The sequence below is a fragment of the Bradyrhizobium sp. USDA 376 genome, assembly GCF_054063675.1.
On the sequence record NZ_JBSSGN010000001.1, the window covers coordinates 3779656 to 3801599 of the forward strand.

Annotated in this window: 20 protein-coding genes and 1 pseudogene; 9 read left to right on the plus strand and 12 right to left on the minus strand. The window is 65.4% G+C overall.

The window, feature by feature from the left end; genetic code table 11:
• Window positions 1-19 precede the first annotated feature (19 nt).
• Together flgK and ACVJ19_RS17735 are read left to right on the plus strand one after the other, a co-directional pair.
• Complete coding sequence (gene flgK, locus ACVJ19_RS17730; RefSeq protein WP_453950324.1) at window positions 20-1795, plus strand: flagellar hook-associated protein FlgK; 1776 nt, start codon at window positions 20-22, stop codon at window positions 1793-1795.
• Between the two features lie 12 nt (window positions 1796-1807).
• The gene (locus ACVJ19_RS17735; protein WP_453950325.1) at window positions 1808-2719 is read left to right on the plus strand and encodes a flagellin; all 912 of its coding nucleotides are present in this window, start codon (window positions 1808-1810) and stop codon (window positions 2717-2719) included.
• Window positions 2720-2726: 7 nt separating this feature from the next.
• Here the strand turns inward: ACVJ19_RS17735 and ACVJ19_RS17740 are convergent, their stop codons facing one another.
• The 11 genes from ACVJ19_RS17740 to ACVJ19_RS17790 all read right to left on the minus strand — a co-directional run bounded on the left by ACVJ19_RS17740 (window position 2727) and on the right by ACVJ19_RS17790 (window position 9209).
• Entirely contained in the window at window positions 2727-4301 is a 1575-nt protein-coding gene (locus tag ACVJ19_RS17740; protein ID WP_453950326.1) for an AMP-binding protein, read from the minus strand.
• Window positions 4302-4334: 33 nt separating this feature from the next.
• On the minus strand, window positions 4335-4970 hold the full coding sequence (gene upp, locus ACVJ19_RS17745; RefSeq protein ID WP_456739407.1) for a uracil phosphoribosyltransferase: 636 nt from the start codon (window positions 4968-4970) through the stop codon (window positions 4335-4337).
• Between the two features lie 84 nt (window positions 4971-5054).
• Window positions 5055-5708: a crotonase/enoyl-CoA hydratase family protein gene (locus ACVJ19_RS17750; protein WP_453950327.1), complete on the minus strand. Its 654-nt coding sequence runs from the start codon at window positions 5706-5708 to the stop codon at window positions 5055-5057.
• A 56-nt stretch (window positions 5709-5764) separates the two neighbouring features.
• Window positions 5765-5893 (minus strand): hypothetical protein, encoded by a 129-nt coding sequence (locus ACVJ19_RS17755; protein WP_453950328.1) that lies wholly within the window; start codon window positions 5891-5893, stop codon window positions 5765-5767.
• A gap of 90 nt (window positions 5894-5983) precedes the next feature.
• On the minus strand, window positions 5984-6376 hold the full coding sequence (locus ACVJ19_RS17760; protein WP_453950329.1) for a hypothetical protein: 393 nt from the start codon (window positions 6374-6376) through the stop codon (window positions 5984-5986).
• A gap of 17 nt (window positions 6377-6393) precedes the next feature.
• Window positions 6394-6582, minus strand: coding sequence for a hypothetical protein (locus tag ACVJ19_RS17765; protein ID WP_453950330.1), 189 nt, complete (start codon window positions 6580-6582; stop codon window positions 6394-6396).
• A 110-nt stretch (window positions 6583-6692) separates the two neighbouring features.
• On the minus strand, window positions 6693-7034 hold the full coding sequence (locus tag ACVJ19_RS17770) for a hypothetical protein (protein ID WP_453950331.1): 342 nt from the start codon (window positions 7032-7034) through the stop codon (window positions 6693-6695).
• A gap of 80 nt (window positions 7035-7114) precedes the next feature.
• Window positions 7115-8032 carry a 4-hydroxy-tetrahydrodipicolinate synthase gene (gene dapA, locus ACVJ19_RS17775; RefSeq protein WP_453950332.1) on the minus strand — a complete coding sequence of 306 codons (918 nt, stop codon included), beginning with the start codon at window positions 8030-8032 and terminating at the stop codon, window positions 7115-7117.
• 24 nt (window positions 8033-8056) lie between these two features.
• Window positions 8057-8311: a hypothetical protein gene (locus tag ACVJ19_RS17780; RefSeq protein ID WP_453950333.1), complete on the minus strand. Its 255-nt coding sequence runs from the start codon at window positions 8309-8311 to the stop codon at window positions 8057-8059.
• A gap of 132 nt (window positions 8312-8443) precedes the next feature.
• On the minus strand, window positions 8444-8722 hold the full coding sequence (locus tag ACVJ19_RS17785) for a hypothetical protein (protein ID WP_453950335.1): 279 nt from the start codon (window positions 8720-8722) through the stop codon (window positions 8444-8446).
• Between the two features lie 22 nt (window positions 8723-8744).
• On the minus strand, window positions 8745-9209 hold the full coding sequence (locus ACVJ19_RS17790) for a hypothetical protein (protein WP_453950336.1): 465 nt from the start codon (window positions 9207-9209) through the stop codon (window positions 8745-8747).
• A 612-nt stretch (window positions 9210-9821) separates the two neighbouring features.
• Between ACVJ19_RS17790 and ACVJ19_RS17795 the strand changes: the two genes are divergently transcribed.
• The 6 genes from ACVJ19_RS17795 (at window position 9822) to ACVJ19_RS17820 (ending at window position 17981) form a co-directional block, all read left to right on the plus strand.
• On the plus strand, window positions 9822-9911 hold the full coding sequence (locus ACVJ19_RS17795) for a K(+)-transporting ATPase subunit F (RefSeq protein WP_018641117.1): 90 nt from the start codon (window positions 9822-9824) through the stop codon (window positions 9909-9911).
• A gap of 112 nt (window positions 9912-10023) precedes the next feature.
• A complete protein-coding gene (gene kdpA / locus ACVJ19_RS17800; protein WP_453950337.1) occupies window positions 10024-11727 on the plus strand; it encodes a potassium-transporting ATPase subunit KdpA in 1704 nt (567 codons plus the stop codon).
• A gap of 24 nt (window positions 11728-11751) precedes the next feature.
• Window positions 11752-13866 (plus strand): potassium-transporting ATPase subunit KdpB, encoded by a 2115-nt coding sequence (kdpB, locus tag ACVJ19_RS17805; protein WP_453950339.1) that lies wholly within the window; start codon window positions 11752-11754, stop codon window positions 13864-13866.
• A gap of 59 nt (window positions 13867-13925) precedes the next feature.
• Window positions 13926-14531, plus strand: a complete 606-nt coding sequence (locus ACVJ19_RS17810; protein ID WP_453950341.1) for a K(+)-transporting ATPase subunit C — start codon at window positions 13926-13928, stop codon at window positions 14529-14531.
• Window positions 14532-14571: 40 nt separating this feature from the next.
• Window positions 14572-17295 (plus strand): DUF4118 domain-containing protein, encoded by a 2724-nt coding sequence (locus tag ACVJ19_RS17815; RefSeq protein ID WP_453950342.1) that lies wholly within the window; start codon window positions 14572-14574, stop codon window positions 17293-17295.
• Window positions 17292-17981 carry a response regulator gene (locus ACVJ19_RS17820; RefSeq protein WP_211412202.1) on the plus strand — a complete coding sequence of 230 codons (690 nt, stop codon included), beginning with the start codon at window positions 17292-17294 and terminating at the stop codon, window positions 17979-17981. Before ACVJ19_RS17815 ends, ACVJ19_RS17820 begins: the two co-directional genes overlap by 4 nt.
• 240 nt (window positions 17982-18221) lie before the next feature.
• Here the strand turns inward: ACVJ19_RS17820 and ku are convergent.
• Window positions 18222-19104: pseudogene (ku, locus tag ACVJ19_RS17825) on the minus strand (non-homologous end joining protein Ku).
• A 117-nt stretch (window positions 19105-19221) separates the two neighbouring features.
• Here ku and ligD point away from each other — a divergent pair.
• Entirely contained in the window at window positions 19222-21891 is a 2670-nt protein-coding gene (ligD, locus tag ACVJ19_RS17830) for a DNA ligase D (protein WP_453955154.1), read from the plus strand.
• The last annotated feature ends 53 nt before the right edge of the window (window positions 21892-21944 follow it).

Sequence of the window (21944 nt, forward strand, 5' to 3'; positions counted from 1 at the left end):
CCAAGCGAGGGAAGCCGCCGTGTCGCTCGATATCGCACGATCGATTGCTTTCAGCGGGCTGTCGGCGACGTCCGTGCAGATCAGCGTGACGTCGTCGAACATCTCCAACGCCGACACGACCGGCTATACCAAGAAATCCGCCAACCAGTCGAGCAGCGTCACCAACGGCGTCGGTACCGGCGTCACGGTGACCGGCATCACCTCGACGGTCGACAAGCTGCTCCTGAAGTCGCTGGTCGGTGCGGATTCCGAACTCGGCGCGGCCGACACCACCAACACCTATCTGACGTCGCTCCAGAAGCTCTATGGCTCGATCAGCAGCAGCGACGATTCCTCGTCCGGGACCTCACTCGCCAACAGCATCGCCGCGCTGGAATCGGCGCTGTCGTCGCTGGCGAGCACGCCGAGCAGCGCCTCGCTGCAATCCAACGTCGTCAGCGCGCTCGACGACGTCGCAAGCCAGTTGCGAGAGACATCGAGCGGGATCCAGAAGCTTCGGTCCGACGCCGACCAGGACATCGCGTCCTCGATCGACGACGTCAATACCGACCTGCAGCAGATCGCGGATCTGAACGCCCAGATCAAGCAGACCGCGGCGACGGGCCAGTCGACCGCGGACCTGGAGGACCAGCGCAACACCGCGCTCCAGGACCTCGCCTCCAAGATGAACATCAGCTATTTCACGGCGTCGAACGGCGATCTCCAGATCTACACCACGTCGGGCCAGGCGCTGGTGGACTCTTCCGCGCACACGATCAGCTATACGGCCGCCGCCAATGTGACGGCGTCGACGACCTATACGGCCGGCACCTCGTCGAGCGGCTTCAGCGCGATCACGGTGAACGGGGTCGACATCACCTCGCAGATCACCGGCGGCGACATCGGGGCGCTGATCACGCTCCGCGATGATACGCTGCCGGACGCGCAGTCCCAGCTCGACCAGCTCGCCCAGCAGCTTGCATCCGCGATGAACAGCGTCTCGAACAGCACCTCCTCGGTGCCGGCGCCGACGAGCCTGACCGGCACGACGTCCGTCACCAGCGGCACGGCGCTGTCGGCCACCGGCACGGTACGCCTTGCCGTGACCGACCAGAGCGGCAATCTGGTCTCCTACAGCGATCTCGACCTGTCGTCCTATGCCACGGTCGGTGACCTCGTCACCGCCATCAACGGCATCTCGGGCCTGTCCGCGTCGGTCGATGCGGACGGCCATCTCTCGATCACGGCGACTGGTTCCGGCAACGGCGTCGCCATCAACGAGATGACGAGTTCGGTCGGGAGCTCGGGCGAGGGATTTTCCGAGTATTTTGGCCTCAACGACCTGGTGACGGGGACCAGCGCCTCGGACATCGCGGTCAACAGCAAGATCCTGTCCGGCACGAACGAACTGCAACTCGCGACGCTGGATTCGTCGTCGACCCTGACGGCCGGCAGCACGGTGCTGTCGTCGGGCTCCGCCACCGTGATCAATGCCTTCTACGATGCCTTGACGGACTCGCGGACCTTCGCGTCGACCGGCGGCCTTGCTGCCACCACGGGGTCGCTGGCCGACTACGCCTCGGCCATCGTGTCCGATGTTGCGAGCAAGGCCTCGCAGGCGTCTACCGATTACACCGCCAAGGAAACGGCGCAGTCGACTTATGCGAATTCGCTGTCGTCGCAGTCCGGCGTCAACCTCGACGAAGAATCGGCCAATCTGAGCACGCTCCAGAACAAATATTCGGCGGCGTCGGCACTGATCCAGGCCATCAACTCCATGTACTCGGCGCTGCTCACCGCCGTACAGTCGACGTAAGAGGGCACGCGCATGGTCGCGATGCGGGTTGCCACCTTCGCCCAGTCGAACCGGATGATCGCCGACGCGATGCGCGTGGAGTCGGTCATGGCCAACAAGCAGATCCAGGAATCCTCGGGCGTCGTCTCGACCGATTTCGGCGGCTACGGCTCCGACGCGCAGCACGTCGTCAATCTCCAGGTCTCGGTGACGCGCGCGCAGTCCTATATCGATGCGGCAACGCTCGCCGACAGCAAGGTCCAGGTGATGTATTCGGCGGTCGGCTCGGTCACCGACATCCTCACCCAGCTCCGCTCCCAGCTCAGCGCCGCCTCGACGGGAAGCTCGACCGAGGTGAATTCGGTGATCAGCTCCGCCCAGCAGCTGTTGGAGCAGATGGGCTCGCTGATGAATACGCAATATGACGGCCAGTACGTCTTCGCCGGCGGCAAGACTGAGACGGCGCCGGTCGATCTCACGACCTTCTCGTCCGGCACCGGCTCGACGACCACGGCGGACACCAGCTATTACAATGGCGACAGCGAGATTGCTTCGGTGCGGGTTGCGGCCGATGAAACCGTGTCCTACGGCGTCACCGCCGACAATTCCGCATTCGAGGAGGTGATGCGCGTGCTGAAGTTCGTCGCCAACAGCACCACGCTGTCGTCCTCGGACATCACCAGCGCGCTGGACCTCGCCAGCACGGCGCTCGACGACACCGCGGCGGTGCAGGCAAAGCTGTCCAGTGCCGCGTCTGCGATCGAGACCGCCAGCGCCCGCCAGACCGACTACAAGAGCTATGCCGAGACGCTGTCGAACGACCTCACCAGCGTCGATGTTGCCGCCATTACCGCGCAGCTTTCGACCTACCAGACCCAGCTTACCGCGTCCTATTCGGCGCTCGGCAAGATCCTGAGTTTGAACCTCGCGAGCTACCTGAAATAGGACGAACTCATTCGGCGGCGATCCGCTCCATGGCCATGGTGCGAAGCCTGGCGCGCTGGATCTTGACGCCATTGGCGCTGTCGGTGACGGGGAAGGCCTCGACGACAAAGATCCGGGCCGGCACCTTGTAGCCGGCGAGCCGCTCGCGCAGCCGCGCGGTGAGCGCCTCCTGCTGCGGCGGCTCCTTCGCCGGGATCACGAAGGCGACGCAGCGCGCATGCCCCTTCAGATCGACCGCGACGACCTGGGCATCGGCAACACCCGGGCAGGATTTGAGCTCATCCTCGATCTCGCCGGGGGCCACGAGGAAGCCGCCGAGCCGCATCGCGTCGCCCGCGCGGGTCTCGTAAACGAAGGCGCCGTCGCCGCGCAGCCGGCCGATATCGCCGGTGCGGAAGAAGCCGTCCGCGGTGATCGCATCGCGGGTCGCGTCCGGATTGTTGAAGTAGCCGAGGAAGCGCGAGGGTGCGTTGATCTCGATCTCGCCGGAGACGCCTTGGGCCGTGAGCTCGCCGGTTTCGGTGTCCCGGACGCGCACATTCGCCTCCGGTGACATCGGCCAGCCGCCGCCCTCGATGCGATCGGCGAAGGCGTCGCTGGCACGGCCAATCGAGAACAGCGCCTGCACCTCGCTCGAGCCGTAGAGGCCGAACAGCGGCAGGCCGCGGGCCTCGGCCTCTGCGGCCAGCTCGCGCCAGCCGGGCTGGAACGCGGCGAAGCCGCAGAGTTCGAGATGCGGAAACGGACGCGGTGCATCGGTGAGGGCGAGAATGCGGCGGAACATCTCGTCCGAGCCGAACGAGTGCGTGATCCTGTGTTCACCGAGGATCCTCAGCGCCGGCGCGGCCTCGAAGGCGTCCAGCACATGGACGGTCGCGCCCGCTGCGATGAAGCCGAGCAGGCTCGTCATGCCGAAGGTGCCACAGAACGGCAGCATGGCGAGCAGCGAATGACGCCGCGGATCGAGCCTGAGCGCCCTGGCGACAGAGACAGCGTGGCTCGCCAGCGTCCGCTGCGAATGCGCGACGAGCTTCGGCCCCTTGGTCGTGCCTGACGTCGTATAGAGCAGCACGGGCAGGTCGACATCGTCCTGGGTCGGCGGGGCCGGCGGATAGGACTCCTCAAACGCATCGAACCGTACGCAGGGCCAGTGCGCAGGCATCGCATCCGCGCCGACCACGGCAAGCTTTTGCAGCGCTGGCACCTCGGCGCTGGCGACATCGGCGAGAATGGCGGCAAAATCGATCGAGCGGAACGCCGCCTCGACCACCATCAACCTTGCGCCGGAAACGCGAAGCAGATGCGCGACTTCCGCGCTGCGGTAGCGCGTGTTGACGGCGGCGACGACCGCGCCGAGGCGGGCGGCGGCGAACAGCAGTGCGATCCATTCGACCCGGTTGACCAGCCAGACCGCGACGACGTCGCCTTTGCCGATGCCTTGGGCCGCAAGCCAGGCGGCGCTCTTCTCGACCTTTGCCGAGAATTCGGCGCGAGAGACGGGTGTGCCGTCGAATACGAAGACAGGATCGGCGGCTGCCTCGACCCGGATTAGCGATTGCAGCGAGAGTTCGTCGGCGCTCATGGCAACCGGAGTAACCCGATCGCGCAAACCTGTCTACTTGGTGCCGAACATCCGGTCGCCGGCATCGCCCAGGCCCGGCACGATATAGCCGTGGTCGTTGAGCCGCTCGTCGATCGCAGCCGTCCAGACCGGCACGTCAGGGTGTTCGCTCTGGAACCTGGCGATGCCCTCGGGCGCGGCCAAAAGGCACACGAAGCGGATGTCGCGGGCGCCGCGGTCCTTGAGCAGGGACGCGCCGGCGCAAGCCGAGTTGCCGGTCGCCAGCATCGGATCCATCAGGATCACGGTGCGGTCGGACAGGTCCTGCGGCGCCTTGAAGTAATATTCCACGGCCTGCAACGTTTCGGGGTCGCGGTAGAGCCCGATATGGGCGATGCGCGCCGAGGGCATCAGCGCCAGCATGCCGTCGAGGAAGCCGACGCCGGCGCGCAGGATCGGCGCCAGCGTGAGCTTCTTGCCGGCGATCTTCGGCGCCTGCATGGCCGCGATCGGCGTCTCGATCTCGACCAGCTCGAGCGGCAGGTCGCGCGTCACCTCGTAGCCGAGCAGCATCCCGATCTCGTTGAGGATCTCGCGAAAGCTCTTGGTCGAGCGGTCCTTCTCCCGCATCAGGGAGAGCTTGTGCTGGATCAGGGGGTGGGCGACGACGTTGACGCTGCTTGTGCTCATGAAACCGATCTACACGGTTCCGTGAAATTGCGCCAGATCGGCAAGTACTTTTAGGCGAAGCCTTTTTCCGCGGGATACGAGGCCTCAGGCCGGCATCGCGACCGCGCTGCGCGCCCGGTTGCTTGCCTCATAGGCAGCCATGGTCAATTCACGATCGATCGCCGCCCGCATGGCGTCCATGACCGGCTGGCGCAGGCGCTTCTTTGCGGTCGCATGCGATGGCTTGTGGATCGCGCGCAAGGCCGCGATGATCTCCTCGAGGGTATGGTCGATGACCTCCGGCGCAACCACGCGGTCGAGGAAGCCTGCCGTCAGCGCCTCGTCGGGCTCGTACATCTTGCCCAGCGTGGCGGTGTGGCTGAGCCAGGCCGGATGCAGGCGGCTGCGCGCCAGCTCGATGGCGAAGCTCGGCGGTGCGATGCCGATCGCGACCTCGTTCAGACCCATGCGGTGCGGCCCTCGTGCACCCAGCCTGACGTCGCAGGCGAGCAGCAGGAAGGTCCCCATCGGATAGGCATGGCCCTCCATCACGCCGATGGTCGGATGCGGAAACGCCATCAGCCGCAGCGCAAGCTCCGCGCCGGCCCGGACCATCTCGAGGCTTTTGGCGGCATCGCCCGAGGCGAACACTTTCAGATCGAAGCCGGCGGAGAAGATGTCCGGCCGGGCCGAGCGCAGCACCACCATCTCGGCTTCCTTTTCGGCGCGGTCGAAGGCGGCGCCGATCTCGCCCAGCATCGCGGCCGACGGCGGCGGAGCTGGCGCGGCTGATCGAGGCGGATAAGAGGTGAGGGTCAGGCGCCGAGCCCGCGCGCAACGAGCGTGATCACGATCGTCAGGATCGCGCCCCAGACCAGGCTCAGCGTCATGGTCAGGATCGTCGTGGTGACAGCGTGCTCGAGATTTCCCTTCAGAAGCTGCACGCTACTTGTCCGACGCGGGCGTCGCACTGGTGCGCATGCCGAGCAGCAATGCGCCCATCAATGCGACCAGGATGGCGATCTTGAGCTCGATCATGTCTTCAGCCTTGCGACCATGCGCGCGAGAAGCTGCCTGGCTCCTTCCGCCAGCGCGATCACGGGATTGCCGCGGTTCTCGATGTCGAGCTCGAAGGTCTCGACAGGGAATACCAGGGCGCAGCGCACCGGCGCGCTCTGGCGGTTGGCGAAGTCGACCGCCGAGCTCTTGAACAGGAACAGACCGCCGACGCGTCCATTCGCTTCGCGGGCCACCCAGAGGCCGGCGCGGTTGCGTCCAATGAAGAAGGCGGGGATGGCGGCACTGACGACATCCGGATCGAGTGGCCTGAGCGTCGATGCCGGTACCTGCCTGGTGTCGGCCCGGTGACGGGAAGCCTGAAGGGCAATTGCGGCCATGGCGGCCTCCTCACACATCTGCAAGGTCATAGGGGCCTCCCTGCGGGTCAGCCGTGCATGTGCCAGACATAGATTGCGGTCCTCAGCGCGATCAGCGCGGTGAGCACGCACCCCATCGAGAGCAGCGTCAGTGCGCCGAGCGCGAAACCTCTAAGCTGCGCCTTGCGTGCCTCGGAGAAGCGCGCCGGACGCTCAGCCACGAAGGGACGATCAAGGCCATGTGTCAGGATCGACATTTTTTCAGTCCTTATCCGGTGCGGCGAGACGGCCGCTCCGATCTGTCTCGTATGATGGCCACCGCGGCGTATGATTGCGAGGTGACCACTGCGGCTGCCGTATAGGAAAGTCATAAAGGCGCTGGCGGTCGGGCCGGCAGTCCTCTGAAGAGGTTCGGGTCGCGTTTCGGTTGCGGTTTGGATCGTGCCGGCTTCGATCGCGCGAGCCCGACGGCGGCGGCAAAGGCAAGCCGTAGCCGCGGCTCGTCGATCTGCTTGCAGAAACAGTCCAGGGTTACCTCCGCGTCTTGCCGCTGGCCGCAGATGGCCGCGCAGAGACGGGAACTGGTGCGCCGGAAGAAGTGCAGCGAGTCCTCGCCGCTGCGCCGGCCGCCAAGACGATCGAGCTCGGCTGCGAGCGCGGCAACATTGAGCCGGTCGGAATCGCTTCGCGTCACGGCAAAGCGCAGCACTGCCAGCTGCCAGGCGCAGAGCAGCCTGTGATGGTCGTCGACTGATGGAGGCATACGAGATCCGAACGTCGCGCGAGGTATCAGGCCCCGACGCTGTCGATCAGCTCCTCGTCGGCGATCGCGGCGAACGCCCGCACCAGCTCCCGGTGCGCGGCCGCGTCCAGCGGCACGATCGGCAGCCTCGTGGCCGGCGACATCAGACCCAGTACGCTCAGGGCGCTCTTGAGTGCCGCCGGGCTGTCCTTGGCGAGGCAGGTGATGAGTGGGGCAAGGCGCTTGTGCAGGTAACGCGCCGATTGCAGGCGGCCTTGCCTGACCTGCGAGAAGATCGTGCGGCAAAGATCGGGCGCGATGTTGGAGATTTCCGAGATCGCGCCGTCGCCACCGCTCGCGATATAGCCGAAGGCGGTGACGTCGTCGCCGGAGAGCAGGCGAAAGCCGGCCGGCAGCAGCCGGGCGAGGCGCATCGGGCGGGTGATGTCGGCGCTTGCGTCGCACAGGCCCACGAACTGGCGGGACTCGACGAGACGCAGAAGCGTTTCGTCGGCGAGCGGGCGCAGCGTGCGGGAGGGAACGTCGTGCAGGATCACGGGCAGGCCGATCGCGCCGGCGATAGCGCGGAAATGCGCGAGCATTCCTTCCTGCATCGGCTTGTTGTAGGCGGGCACCACCGCCATCACGGCGTCGGCGCCGGCCGCTTCCGCACGCCGCGCAAGCTCGATGGCGTGGCTGGTGGCATTCGACACCGCGCCGGCGATGATCCGCACGCGGCCGCGTGCGACCTCTACCGCGGTGCGGATGACGAGCTCCTGCTCCGCCGGGGAGAGCGTCGGCGCCTCACCGGCCGTCTCGCAGACCACGATCGCGGGAACGCCCGCCGCGACCTGGCGCTCGCAGAGTGCGGCGAACGCCTTGACATCGATCGTGTCAGCCGCGTCGAACGGCGTCGGCAGGTCTGGAATGAAGCCGGTGAACCAGGCTGAGGGAGGGATGAACATGGTATGTCGCCTGTTGGCGCCGGCTCAGGCGGCGCGCTGCGAGACGATGATGTCGGGGCGCTTGCCCATGTCGAGCTCGATCTCGCGCGGGAGCTCGACGATGGTCTCGGGATGCTGTCCGTTCTCGAACAGCGCGTATTTGACGGCCTCGGCGCGGCTGACGAACAGGCCGCCATAGAGGCCGTTCTGCTCCTGCGCAACCCATTGTCCCCTGCGGTTGCGGCCGATGAAGACGATAGTTGAAGGGGAGCTGTACGAGGGAGGTTCGACGAGCTTCATTGACGTATTCCTTCCGATTGACGGCGGTGGCGGGCGCGCGCCCGCCACCGTTCGATCAATATCTGTTCAAGCGAATATGATTTCGAGTGAGGCCCTGTGGCGATCTCATAGGAAGCTCATAAAGCTTCCTGTTCAGCTTTGCGCGTTGGCAAGGTGGACTAGCGCGAACAGCGCGCCGAACGCGACGCATTCGTCCCAATGATTGAGGACGGCGCCAAACAGCTGCTCGCGCCGTAGAACCGCGACGGCGGCGCAGAGAATGATCGACATCCAGAGCAGGGTGGCGAGGCTGCGGCCGAAGCCGATGCTGCCGAACGCGGCAAAGGCTCCGAGCAGGACGACGCGCACGGCAAAGCGCGCGATCACCCGCGCCGGGCTCAGAGCGCGCGATGTGTTCGAAGATTGCGGCAAGGCGCGAACCTGTCCGGCTGGCTTAGCTGAAGTTCTCGCAGGCAACCGGCTCGTAGAGCGGATCCGGGGCAGGGCGCACCGTGGGAACGCTTGGCCGCGATGCCTCGGCGGCCAGCGCCTGGACCTCGATGAACGCCGACAGCAGGGCGAGCGCGAGGTCGGCGTGGCGTGCCTCGACCGCCGCGTCCAGCCAGTCCGGCAGTTCGCGCTCGCGCGAGAGCGCGCAGTGCCATTCGCCCTCGTCATAGGCGATGCGGCGAACCTGCCACAGCGGCAGCTCGAGCTCCATCAGCGCCAGCGCAGCATCGGTCCAGGCCTCCGCGTCGATCAGGCGCATGACGCGCGCAGTGCGCTCGCTCTGGCCGAGGGAGGGGAAGCGCCGGCAGCCATGCATGATGTCGAGCATCAACGGCCGCGTCATAACCTGCGCGTGACGAAGGCGCGCGCCGAGCGATGGTGGATCGTAGTGACGGAAAGCGACGGTCATGTCAGGCCTCCTGGAATTGGTGTCGGTCAGTCGGCCGGCCTCTCCAAGATGGCTGGAAGGACATTTGAAAACGAGATGGGGATCGGGCGGGAGATATAGGGATTTCATAAGTGCCCGGATTCTTCCGGATAGGACCGACAGATTCGCGACAACGGTCTCCGCCGAAGGTGGAGGCCTATAGAGGCAGGGCGTTTTGAAAAGACCTTGGCCGTCGCCTGCCGTACCAACGAGAAGCAAGAGCGTCGGTGGATTGCGTCGCTGCACGGCTTGCAAAGCGCGTGCTCCCGGAATGCGTTGTCGGTGTCACATGGCGGATGGCACGGCGTGCCGGCCTTTATGAGATTCCTATAACGTCGCCATAGGCCCCATCTCGAAAACCTATGTGCGCAATGGCACTTCAGCGCGGTGAAGTTCCCGGCCGGGAGAGACACGTGTTGCATTTGCTTGCAGCAAGCGGCCTGCCGGGAATCCAGAGACAGGCAATGCCGGATATCGTCTCGTATTGAGGAGTATCGCCATGATGGACATTCTGATGCTGGCGCTGGGCTTCGCCTTCTTCGCCCTCGCGATCGGCTACACCTACGCCTGCGAACGGCTGTGAGGGAGCGGACCATGATCTTCGATTATGCGCTCGCCGGCGCCGTCTCGTTCGGCCTCCTGGTCTACCTCACCTACGCGCTGCTGCGGCCCGAGCGGTTCTGACCCGTGCTGCTGCTTCTCGAATTGCTGCTGGCCGACACCGTGCTCGTCGCCGGCCTGCTTGCGGTGCTCCTGCCGCTGTTGCGCCAGACACAAGGTCTGAAGGGTTAATACCATGACTATGATCGGTTGGATCCAGATCATTCTTTTCTGCGTCATCATCGTCGCGCTCACGAAACCGCTCGGCTGGTACATGACGCGCGTTTTCAACGGCGAGCGGACCTTCCTGTCGCCGGTGCTGCGCCCCATCGAGGCCGGCATCTACTGGATTTCCGGCGTCGACGAGAGGCGCGAGCAGCACTGGGTGACCTATACGGTCGCCATGCTGCTGTTCCATGTTGGCGGCTTCCTCATTATCTACGGCGTGATGCGGCTCCAGGCCGTGCTGCCGTTCAATCCGGCCGGGCAGGGCGCGGTCGCGCAAGATCTCTCCTTCAACACCGCGATCTCCTTCATCACCAACACCAACTGGCAGAATTACGGCGGCGAGAGCACGCTGTCCTATCTCGTTCAGATGCTCGGCCTGACGCACCAGAACTTCCTGTCGGCGGCAACCGGCATCGCGCTGGCGGTGGCCCTGATCCGCGGCTTCTCGCGCGCCTCGGTGCGCACGGTCGGAAATTTCTGGGTCGATGTCACCCGCACCACTCTCTATGTGCTGCTGCCGATCTGCGTCGTCTACACGCTGTTTCTGGTCTGGCAGGGCATGCCGCAGACGTTGGGCGATTATGTCGAGGCGACGACGCTCGAGGGCGCCAAGCAGACCATCGCGGTCGGCCCGGTCGCCTCGCAGGTTGCGATCAAGATGTTAGGGACCAACGGCGGCGGCTTCTTCAACGCCAACGCCGCCCATCCCTTCGAGAACCCGACCGCGCTGTCGAACTTCGTTCAGATGCTGTCGATCTTCGCAATCGGCGCGGCCATGACCAACGTGTTCGGCCGCATGGTCGGTAACCAGCGCCAGGGCTGGGCGATCCTCGCCGTCATGGGCGTGCTGTTCGTCGCCGGCGTCGCCGTCACCTACTGGGCGGAAGCGAACGGCACCTCGACCCTCCACGCTCTCGGCCTGACCGGCGACAACATGGAGGGCAAGGAGGTCCGCTTCGGCATCGTCGCCTCCTCGCTGTTCGCCGTGATCACGACGGCGGCGTCCTGCGGCGCGGTCAACGCGATGCATGACAGCTTCACTGCGCTCGGCGGCATGATCCCGCTGATCAACATGCAGTTAGGGGAGATCATCATCGGCGGCGTCGGCGCCGGCCTCTACGGCATGCTGCTGTTCGTCGTGCTCGCGATCTTTGTCGCCGGCCTGATGGTCGGCCGCACGCCGGAATATGTCGGCAAGAAGATCGAGGCCCGCGAGGTCAAGATGGCGATGCTCGCGATCCTGGTGCTGCCGCTGATGTATCTCGGCTGGACCGCGGTCGGCGTGGTCTATCCGGCGGCGGTCGCCTCGATGGCGAATGCCGGCCCGCACGGCTTCACCGAGGTGCTCTACGCCTTCACCTCGGCGACCGGCAACAACGGCTCGGCCTTCGCAGGGCTCACCGGCAACACCTTCTTCTACAATCTCACGCTCGCATCCGCGATGTTCGTCGGCCGCTTCTTCATGATCGTTCCGGCGATGGCGATCGCGGGCTCGCTCGCGGCCAAGAAATCGATTCCGCCGTCGGCGGGCACGTTCCCGACCACGGGCGGGCTGTTCGTCGGCCTCGTCGTCGGCGTGATCCTGATCATCGGCGGCCTCACCTTCTTCCCGGCACTTGCGCTCGGTCCGATCGTCGAGCAGCTCGCGATGAACGCCGGCCAAGTCTTCTGACTCTGATTGTTTGGAGTGACCTCCATGGATACGATGAAACTGCAAAAGCGCGCTCCGATGTCGGCGATGCTCGATCCCAGAATCGTGTTGCCCGCGATCCGCGCATCCTTCACCAAGCTTGATCCGCGGCTGATGGTCAAAAACCCCGTGATGTTCGTGGTCGAGATCGTGGCCGCGCTCACCACCGTGATCTTCCTGCGCGACATCGTCACGGGCGGTGCCGGCCTGGGCTTCACCTTCCAGATCATCCTCTGGCTCTGGTTCACGGTGCTGTTCGCCAATTTTGCGGAAGCGGTGGCCGAAGGCCGCGGCAAGGCGCAGGCCGAATCGCTGCGCAAGACCCGCACCGAGAGCCAGGCCAAGCTCCTGACCGGCGCCGGCCAGGCCTTCAAGCTGGTCCCGGGCACCAGCCTGAAGGTCGGCGATGTCGTGCTGGTCGAGGCCGGAGATACCATTCCCTCCGACGGCGAGGTGATCGAGGGCGTCGCTTCCGTCAACGAGGCCGCCATCACCGGCGAGTCCGCGCCGGTGATCCGTGAATCCGGCGGCGACCGCTCGGCGGTGACAGGCGGCACACAGGTGCTGTCCGACTGGATCCGCGTGCGGATCACGGCGGCGCAAGGCTCGACCTTCATCGATCGCATGATCAAGCTGGTCGAAGGCGCCGAGCGGCAGAAGACGCCGAACGAGATCGCACTCAACATCCTGCTCGCCGGCCTCACCATCATCTTCGTGTTCGCCACCGTCACCATTCCGAGCTACGCGGCCTATGCCGGCGGCTCGATCTCGGTGATCGTGCTGGTCGCGCTGTTCGTGACGCTGATCCCCACCACCATCGGCGCGCTCTTGTCGGCGATCGGCATCGCCGGCATGGACCGCCTGGTGCGCTTCAACGTGCTGGCGATGTCCGGCCGCGCGGTCGAAGCCGCCGGTGACGTCGACACGCTGCTGCTCGACAAGACCGGCACCATCACGCTCGGCAATCGGCAGGCGACCGCGTTCCGCCCCGTTCGCGGCGTGACCGAGCAGGAGCTGGCGGACGCCGCCCAGCTCGCCTCGCTCGCCGACGAGACCCCGGAAGGCCGCTCCATCGTCGTGCTGGCGAAGGAGAAATACGGCATCCGCGGCCGCGATATGGCCGAGTTAGGTGCCACCTTCATCCCGTTCACGGCACAGACCCGCATGAGCGGCGTCGATGCCGGCGGCTCGTCGGTGCGCAAGGGCGCGGTCGATGCGATGCTGAACTATGTCGGCGGCCGCGCGCCGTTGGCGGTTGCCTCCGGCAACACCGCGCGTGCCCTTCAGCCCGGCGGGCTCTCCGAGCTCGGCCGCGAGATCCAGACCATTGCCGACGAGATCTCGAAGGCCGGCGGCACGCCGCTTGCGGTCGCCAGGGATGGCAGGCTGCTCGGCGTCATCCAGCTCAAGGACATCGTCAAGGGCGGCATCCGCGAGCGCTTCGCCGAGCTGCGCCGCATGGGCATTCGCACCATCATGATCACCGGCGACAACCCGATGACGGCAGCCGCCATTGCGGCGGAAGCCGGTGTCGACGACTTCCTGGCGCAGGCAACCCCCGAGGACAAGCTCAAGCTGATCCGCGACGAGCAGGCCAAGGGCAAGCTGGTGGCCATGTGCGGCGACGGCACCAACGACGCGCCGGCGCTTGCCCAGGCCGATGTCGGCGTCGCCATGAACACCGGCACGCAGGCCGCCCGCGAGGCCGGCAACATGGTCGACCTCGACTCCAACCCGACCAAGCTGATCGAGGTGGTCGAGATCGGCAAGCAGCTCCTGATGACGCGCGGTGCGCTGACGACGTTCTCGATCGCCAACGATGTCGCAAAATACTTTGCGATCATCCCGGCGATGTTCCTGGCGTTCTACCCTCAGCTCAACGTGCTCAACGTCATGAACCTGTCGAGCCCGCAGAGCGCCATCCTGTCGGCGATCATCTTCAACGCGCTGATCATCATTGCGCTGATCCCGCTCGCGCTGAAGGGCGTCGCCTATCGCGCCGTCGGTGCCGGCGCGCTGCTCCGCCGCAACCTCTTGATCTACGGGCTTGGCGGCATCGTCATTCCCTTCATCGGCATCAAGGCGATCGACCTCGTCGTGACCGCCTTGCACCTGGCTTGATCGTTGTGGTGCAGGACGCGCGGCGTCCCGCACGGTGACGAAGACTTAGGAGACGTAACATGCTCAGAGAAATCCGCCCCGCCATCGTCCTCTTGCTGGTGCTCACCGCCATCACGGGCCTCGCTTATCCGCTCGCGATGACGGCCATTGCCGGGGCGATCTTTCCGGCGCAGGCGCAAGGCAGCCTGATCGAGCGCGACGGCAAGGTGGTCGGCTCCGCCCTGATCGGGCAGGAGTTCAAGGACGACAAGTACTTCCACGGCCGCCCCTCGGCGACGCTGGCCCCGGACCCGAATGATTCGACCAAGACGGTTTCGGCGCCTTACAACGCTGCCAATTCGGGTGGCTCCAACCTCGGCCCGACCAGCAAGGCGCTGGCTGACCGGCTGAAGGAGGATGTGGACAAGCTGAAGGCCGAGAATCCGAATGCGCCGGTGCCGGTCGATCTTGTCACCACGTCGGCCAGCGGCCTCGACCCCGACATCTCGCCGGAAGCCGCGGAATTTCAGGTGCCGCGCGTCGCCAAGGCCCGGAATATGCCGCAGGACGCTGTGAAGCAGATCGTGGCTGCCAACGTCCAGGGCCGTCTGTTCGGCCTGCTGGGCGAACCCCGCGTTAACGTACTGGCGCTGAACCTCGCGCTGGATCGCGCTGTGGCCAAGTAGCGGTCTAGGCTCGCGGTGCGCAGATGATTATATTGACAACATGGTCCGAGAGCGCCGCGATCCCGAACAACGTCCGTCTCCCGAGGCGCTGCTGGAAGCTGCGCGGCGGGAGGAGAGCGCGAGCGGCAAGCTGAAGATCTTCGTCGGCGCCGCCCCCGGCGTCGGCAAGACCTACGAGATGCTGCAGAGCGCCCACGCGAGGCGCAAGACGGGCATCGATGTCGTGGTCGGCTTTGTCGAGACCCATGGCCGCGCCGAGACCGAGGCGCTGGTGCGGGGGCTGGAAGTGATCCCGCGCAATAGGCTGGACTACCGCGGCCAGACGGTCGAGGAGATGGACCTCGACGCCGTGATCGCGCGGCGGCCGCAAATCGCGCTGGTCGACGAGCTCGCCCATACCAATGCGGCCGGCAGCCGCCATCCCAAACGTTATCTCGATGTCGAGGAGCTGCTATCCCACGGCATCGACGTCTACACCGCCGTCAACATCCAGCACATCGAGAGCCTGAACGACGTCGTCGCCCAGATCACCCATGTGCGGGTACGCGAGACCGTGCCGGATTCGGTGTTCGACCGCGCCGACGCCATCGAGCTGATCGACCTCACGCCCGACGATCTGATCCAGCGGCTGAGGGAGGGCAAGGTCTATGTCCCCAAACAGGCCGAGCGGGCGCTGGAGCATTATTTCTCGCCCGGCAATCTGACCGCGCTGCGCGAGCTCGCGCTGCGACGGACGGCCGAACGGGTCGACGAGCAGCTTCTCAGCCACATGCAGGCGAATGCGATCGCCGGCCCCTGGGCCGCGGGCGAGCGCATCCTGGTCTGTGTCAGCGAGGATCCGCGTGCCGCCGGCCTCGTGCGCTATACCAAGCGGCTGGCCGACCGGCTGCATGCGCCGTTCACCGCGATCTCGATCGAGACCCGGCGATCCCTGCAATTGTCCGACGAGGAGCGCGACCGGCTGGCCGATACGCTGCGGCTCGCGGAATCGCTGGGCGGCGAAGCCTTGACAATTCCCGCCGTCGGCCGCCGCATCGCCGACGACGTCATCAACTTCGCGCAAGCCAACAACGTCACCCAGATCGTGATCGGCAAGTCGACCCGCTCGCGCTGGTTCGAGATGACGCGCGGCTCGGTGGTGCATGATCTGGTGCGTGGCGCGGGCAACATCAGCGTTCACGTCATTCCCGGCGATGAGCTCTCCGCAGAGGCGGCGCCGAAGACAGCGGTGCAAACCGCTGCGCGATCCGAACCGTTCGATGCTCGGCCCTATCTCAAGGCGCTCGGGATCACCGCGGTTGGCCTTGCTGCCGCCGTGGCCATCAAGCCGTATTTCGGCGTCGAGAACGTCGACCTGATGTTCCTCACCGCGGTGGTGGCCGTTGCCGTGCGCTACGGGCTGTGGCCGTCGCTGCTTGCGAGTGTCGCGGCGTCGCTGGCCTACAATTTCTTCTTCCTGCCGCCGGTCTATACGTTCACCATCACCGATCCGACCAACGTCGCGGCCTTCTTCTTCTTCATGCTGATTGCGTTCGTGGTGTCGAACGTTGCGGGACGCGTGCGTACGCAGGCCGATACCGCGATCGGCCGGATCAGGATGACCGAGCAGCTCTACGCTTTCAGCCGCAAGCTCGCCGGAACGGCTACGCTCGACGATGTGCTGTGGGCGACGGCCTACCAGATCGCGCTGATGCTGAAGGTGCGTGTGGTGCTGCTGCTGCCGGAAGAGGGCCTGCTGACGGTGAAATCCGGCTATCCGCCGGAGGACGAGCTCGATCAGGCCGATCTCGCCGCCGCCAATTGGGCCTGGAGCAACGATCGTTCGGCCGGCCGCGGCTCGGACACCTTGCCGGGTGCCAAGCGGCTGTTCCTGCCCATGCGCACCGGGCGCGGCCTGATCGGCGCCATCGGCATCGACAACGACCGCACCGGCCCGCTGCTGACGCCGGACCAACGCCGGCTGCTGGACGCGCTGGTCGACCAGGGCGCGCTCGCGATCGAGCGCGTGCTGCTTGTCGAGGACATGGATCGCGTCAAGCGCACCGTCGAATCCGAGCGGCTGCGCTCTGCTCTCTTGACCTCGATCTCGCATGACCTGAAGACGCCGCTCGCCTCCGTGCTGGGGGCGGCCTCGACCATGCGCGATCTCGCCGGTGCCTTGTCCGACACCGAGAAGCGCGATCTGCTCGCCACCGTGATCGACGAATCCGAGCGGCTCAACCGCTTCATTGCCAATCTCCTCGACATGACAAAGCTCGAGTCCGGCGCCATCGTGCCCAACACGGCCTTGCACGATCTCGGCGAGATCATCGGCAGCGCGCTGTGCCGCGCCAGCAAGATCCTGACCGCGCACAAGATCGAGCTGGTGCTGGCCGCCGATCTGCCGATGCTGCAGCTGGACGCCGTGCTGTTCGAGCAGGTGCTGTTCAACCTGCTCGACAATGCGGCAAAATATTCGCCGCCCGACACCACCATCTCGATCCGGAGCCGGCGCGAGCGGGATCAGGTGGTGCTGGAGGTTGCCGACGAAGGCGACGGCATTCCGCCCCACGAGCTCGAGAGCGTGTTCGACAAGTTCTACCGCGCGCAGAAGGGCGATCACGTCCGTCCCGGCACGGGCCTCGGGCTCGCCATCTCCCGCGGCTTCATTGAGGCGATGCGCGGCACGATTTCGGCTGCCAACCGCAACGACCGGAGCGGCGCGATCCTCACCATCCGTCTGCCGGTTCCTGCGCAGACCCACGCATTGGATACCGCCGCATGAGCGCTGCCGCAATCAAGGTCCTGGTCATCGACGACGAGCCGCCGATCCGCAAATTGTTGCGGATGGGGCTGACGACGCAGGGCTATGAGATATTGGAAGCACCGAACGGCAAGTCGGCGCTGGAAAAGCTCGCTGAAGGGCCCGCACTGATCATCCTCGATCTCGGCCTGCCCGACATCCAGGGCCATGAGCTGCTGCGCACCATCCGGGCCCGCAACGAGGCCGTGCCGATCGTGGTGCTGTCGAGCCGGGGCGACGAGGCCGGCAAGGTGCAGGCGCTCGATCTCGGTGCCGACGATTATCTGACAAAACCGTTCGGCATGGACGAGCTTCTGGCGCGCCTGCGCGCCGCGCTGCGGCACCAGCTCCAGGTCCAGGGCGAGCGCCCGGTGTTTCGCACCGGCGATCTCTCCGTCGATCTCGTGCGCCGCATCGTCAAGGTCGGCGAGCGCGACGTCAAACTGTCGCCGAAGGAATATGACCTCCTGCGCGTCCTGGTGCAGCACGCCGGCAAGGTGCTGACCCACAGATTCCTGCTCAAGGAGCTCTGGGACGAGCTGACTGATGCGCAATACCTGCGCGTCTATGTCCGCCAGCTCCGGCAGAAGATCGAAGCCGATCCGGAGCGTCCGCAATATGTGCTGACCGAGACGGGGATCGGCTACCGGTTGAAGGCGGGGGATTGATTCCCGCAGACCCGTAGGGTGGGCAAAGCGGAGCGTGCCCACCATCCATCGCGATCATGGAAAGTTGGTGGGCACGGCGCGTTGCGCCTTTGCCCACCCTACGATATCTGAAGGCGGGGGATTGATTAGCCGTCGTTCCGGGGCGATGCGAAGCATCGAACTATGGTGCGCACTTGCGCACCTGAGAACCTCGAGATTCCGGGTTCGCCTCTTCGAGGCGCCCCGGAACGACGAAGAAAACTAGCCCGCCTTCCGATGCCTCGCCGCTGCCCGGTGCGTCTTCCGCGCGGCTCGCTGCCGTCCCGTCGCGCGGCGCGCGTGTGACTTCGCCGCCGACTTCTTCCCGCCGCGCCCCTTCAGGCTCTGCTTCAACGCATCCATCAGGCTGACGACGTTGCTCGGGCGTTCCTCGGGCTCGGGCAGTTCAATCTTCTTGCCGCTGGCCTTGCGCTTCACCAGCGCCTTCAGCGCGGTCTCGTACTCGTCCTTGAACTCGGCGGGGTCGAAATGCGCGGCCTTGGTGTGCAGGATGTGGCCGGCGAGCTCGACCATGTCCTTGGTGATCTTCGGGCTCTTGATGTCGTCGAAGAACTGGTCCTCGTCGCGGAGCTCGTAGGGATAGCGCAGCGTGGTGCCGAGCAGGCCCTTGCCGAGCGGCTCGATCGCGATGATGTGCTCGCGGTTGGTGAGCACGATCTTGGCGAGCGCCACGCGATCCTGATCCTTCATGGCATCGCGGATCACCGCGAAAGCGTCGGCCGCGGCCTTGCCGTCGGGCGCGATGTAATAGGGATGGTTGAGGTAGCGCTGGTCGATTTCCTCGCTCGGCACAAAACTCTCGATGGATGGTGTGATTGCTCTCGATCTGCACCGCCTCGAGCTCCTCCGGCTCGATCTCCACATATTTGCCCTTGCGCAGTTCGTAGCCGCGCCCCTTCTGGTCGCTCTCGACGACGTCGCCGGTCTCGGCATCGACCATCTGCTGCTTGAGACGGTTGCCGGTCTCGCGGTTGATCATGTGAAACCGGGTCTTCTCGGCGGCCGTCGTCGCGGGATAGAGCACGACAGGGCAACTGACCAGCGACAGCTTCAGCGTTCCCTTCCAATAGGCACGGGGGGCCATTTCATTCTCCAGCGTTTTCAAGACGTTTTGGAACCCCAACCTCGCGATCGGGTTTTGGTTCCGGGTGGGACTTTTGCCGTGATAGGCTCGAAAGCCGAAAGAGAAGCGGGACCGGTCGTGCTGCGAAAACTCTCCACCTATCGACAGAAGCGTGACTTCGAGAAGACGCCCGAGCCATCCGGCAAGACCGCGGTGGCGCCATCGGAACAGCGGCGCTTCGTGATCCAGAAGCATGATGCCACGCGCCTGCACTACGATTTCCGGCTCGAATTCGACGGCGTGTTCAAGTCCTGGGCCGTGACGAAAGGGCCTTCGCTCGATCCGCACGACAAGCGCCTGGCGGTCGAGGTCGAGGATCACCCGCTCGACTATGGCGACTTCGAAGGCACGATTCCGGAAGGCCAATATGGCGGCGGCACCGTGATGTTGTGGGACCGCGGCACGTGGGAATCCGACGATCCCGAAGCCGGCTTCAAGAAAGGCGACCTCAAGTTCACGCTCCACGGCGACAAGCTGCAGGGCAGCTGGGTGCTCGTACGCATGCGCAACCGCGGCGGCGAAAAACGCACCAACTGGCTGCTGATCAAGCATCGCGACGACTATGCCCGCGAAGGCAAGGCCAACGACGTTCTCGACGAGGACACCTCGGTCGCCTCCGGCCGCGCGATGGAGCAGATCGCCGAAGGCAAGGGCCGGGCGCCAAAGCCGTTCATGCTGGCGAAGGGCACGGGCAGGGCCAAGGCGGATGCGGTCTGGCAGTCCAATCGGACCGAGGAGACGAAAGGCAGGACCGTCCAGCCGGCGCCGCGCACGGCGTTGAAGGCCAGGAAGACGGGAAAGAAGGCGACGACGGCGACGAATGCCAGGAAGGTCTCGGCGATGCCGGATTTCGTGGCGCCGCAGCTCTGCACGTCGGTTGAGCGGCCGCCGGCCGGCGCGGGCTGGTGCCACGAGATCAAGTTCGACGGCTATCGCGTGCAGCTTCGGGTCGAGGACGGCGAGGCGACGTTGAAGACGCGCAAGGGCCTGGACTGGACCGACAAATTCGCGTCGATCGCGAAGGAGGCGATTTCGCTGCCGGATGCCATGATCGACGGCGAGATCGTCGCGCTCGATCACAACGGAGCGCCGAATTTCTCCTCGCTCCAGGCCGCGCTGTCGGACGGCAAGACCGGGGATCTCATCTTCTTCGCTTTCGATCTCCTGTTCGCCGAAGGCCTCGACTACCGCCGGCTGCCGCTCGGCGAGCGCAAGGCGCGGCTCAAGGAATTGCTGGAGGCGCGCAAGCGCAAGTCGGTCCAGATCCGCTATGTCGAGCATTTCGTGAGCGGCGGTGACGCCGTGCTGCAATCGGCCTGCAAGCTCGAGCTGGAAGGCGTGGTGTCGAAGAAGCTCGACGCACCCTATCGCTCCGGCCGCACCGAGAGCTGGACCAAGGCCAAATGCCGCGCCGGCCATGAGGTGGTGATCGGCGGCTACAAGACCACCAATGGCAAATTCCGCTCGCTGATGGCCGGCGTGCATCGCGGCGATCATCTCGCCTTTGTCGGCATGGTCGGCACTGGCTTTGGCGCCGACACGGTCAAGCGCATCATGCCATCCCTCAAGGCCATGGAGGTCAAGGAAAGCCCATTCGGCGGCAAGAACGCGCCGAAGAAGACGCGCGACGTGCACTGGCTGAGGCCGGAGCTCGTCGCCGAGATCGAATTCGCCGGCTTCACCGCAGACGGCAATATCCGCCAGGCCGCGTTCAAGGGCTTGCGGCAGGACAAGCCGGCCGAGGAGGTCGAAGCCGAGACGCCTGTCGATACCGCGCTCGCCGAACCCTCGACCAGGAAGCGCGCTGTGCCGAAGACGGATAAGCGGTCGAAGGATGCCGGTACGGCCGAGGTCATGGGCGTCGTGATCTCGAAGCCGGACAAGGAGCTGTGGCCCGACGGCGGTGATGGCGCGGGTGTCACGAAGCTCGATCTTGCGCGCTTTTTCGAAGCGGTTGGTCCCTGGATGATTGAGCATCTCAAGGGGCGGCCCTGCTCGATCGTGCGCGCGCCGGATGGTATCGGCGGTGAAAAGTTCTTTCAACGCCACGCCATGCAGGGGACCTCGAACCTGCTCGAGCTCGCAAAAGTCTCCGGCGATCGCAAGCCGTATCTGCAGATCGACCGGGTCGAGGGGCTCGCGGCGGTGGCGCAGATCGGCGGCCTCGAGCTGCATCCCTGGAATTGCGCGCCGGATGCCTATGACACGCCGGGCCGGCTGGTGTTCGATCTCGATCCCGCACCGGATGTCGATTTCGCCGATGTCGTGGAAGCCGCAAAGGAGATGCGGCAGCGGCTCGCCGCTGTCGGCATGGAGAGCTTTTGCAAGACCACCGGCGGCAAGGGCCTGCATGTGGTCGTGCCGCTGCTGCACGGCGCGCGCGACAAGGTGAGCTGGAAGGAGGCCAAGGCGTTTGCGCAAGGAATCTGCCAGTGGATGGTCGATGACGATCCCGAACGCTATCTGCTCAACATGTCGAAGAAGCTGCGCAACGGAAAGATCTTCCTGGATTATCTCCGCAACGATCGGCTCTCGACGGCGGTAGCCCCGCTGTCGCCGCGCGCGCGTGCCGGCGCGACCGTGTCAATGCCCGTGACCTGGGCGCAGGTGAAGGGCGATCTCGATCCGAAGAAATATACGGTGAGGACCGTACCCGGCCTGCTGGCGCGTTCGAAGGCGTGGGAGGGCTACGACGATGCGGCTGCGCCGGTCAAGGCGGCAATGAAGAAGCTGGCGGGGAAGAAGTAGGTCTGTCGCTGTTGCGACGAAGGCCGGTCTCGTAGGGTGGGCAAAGCGAAGCG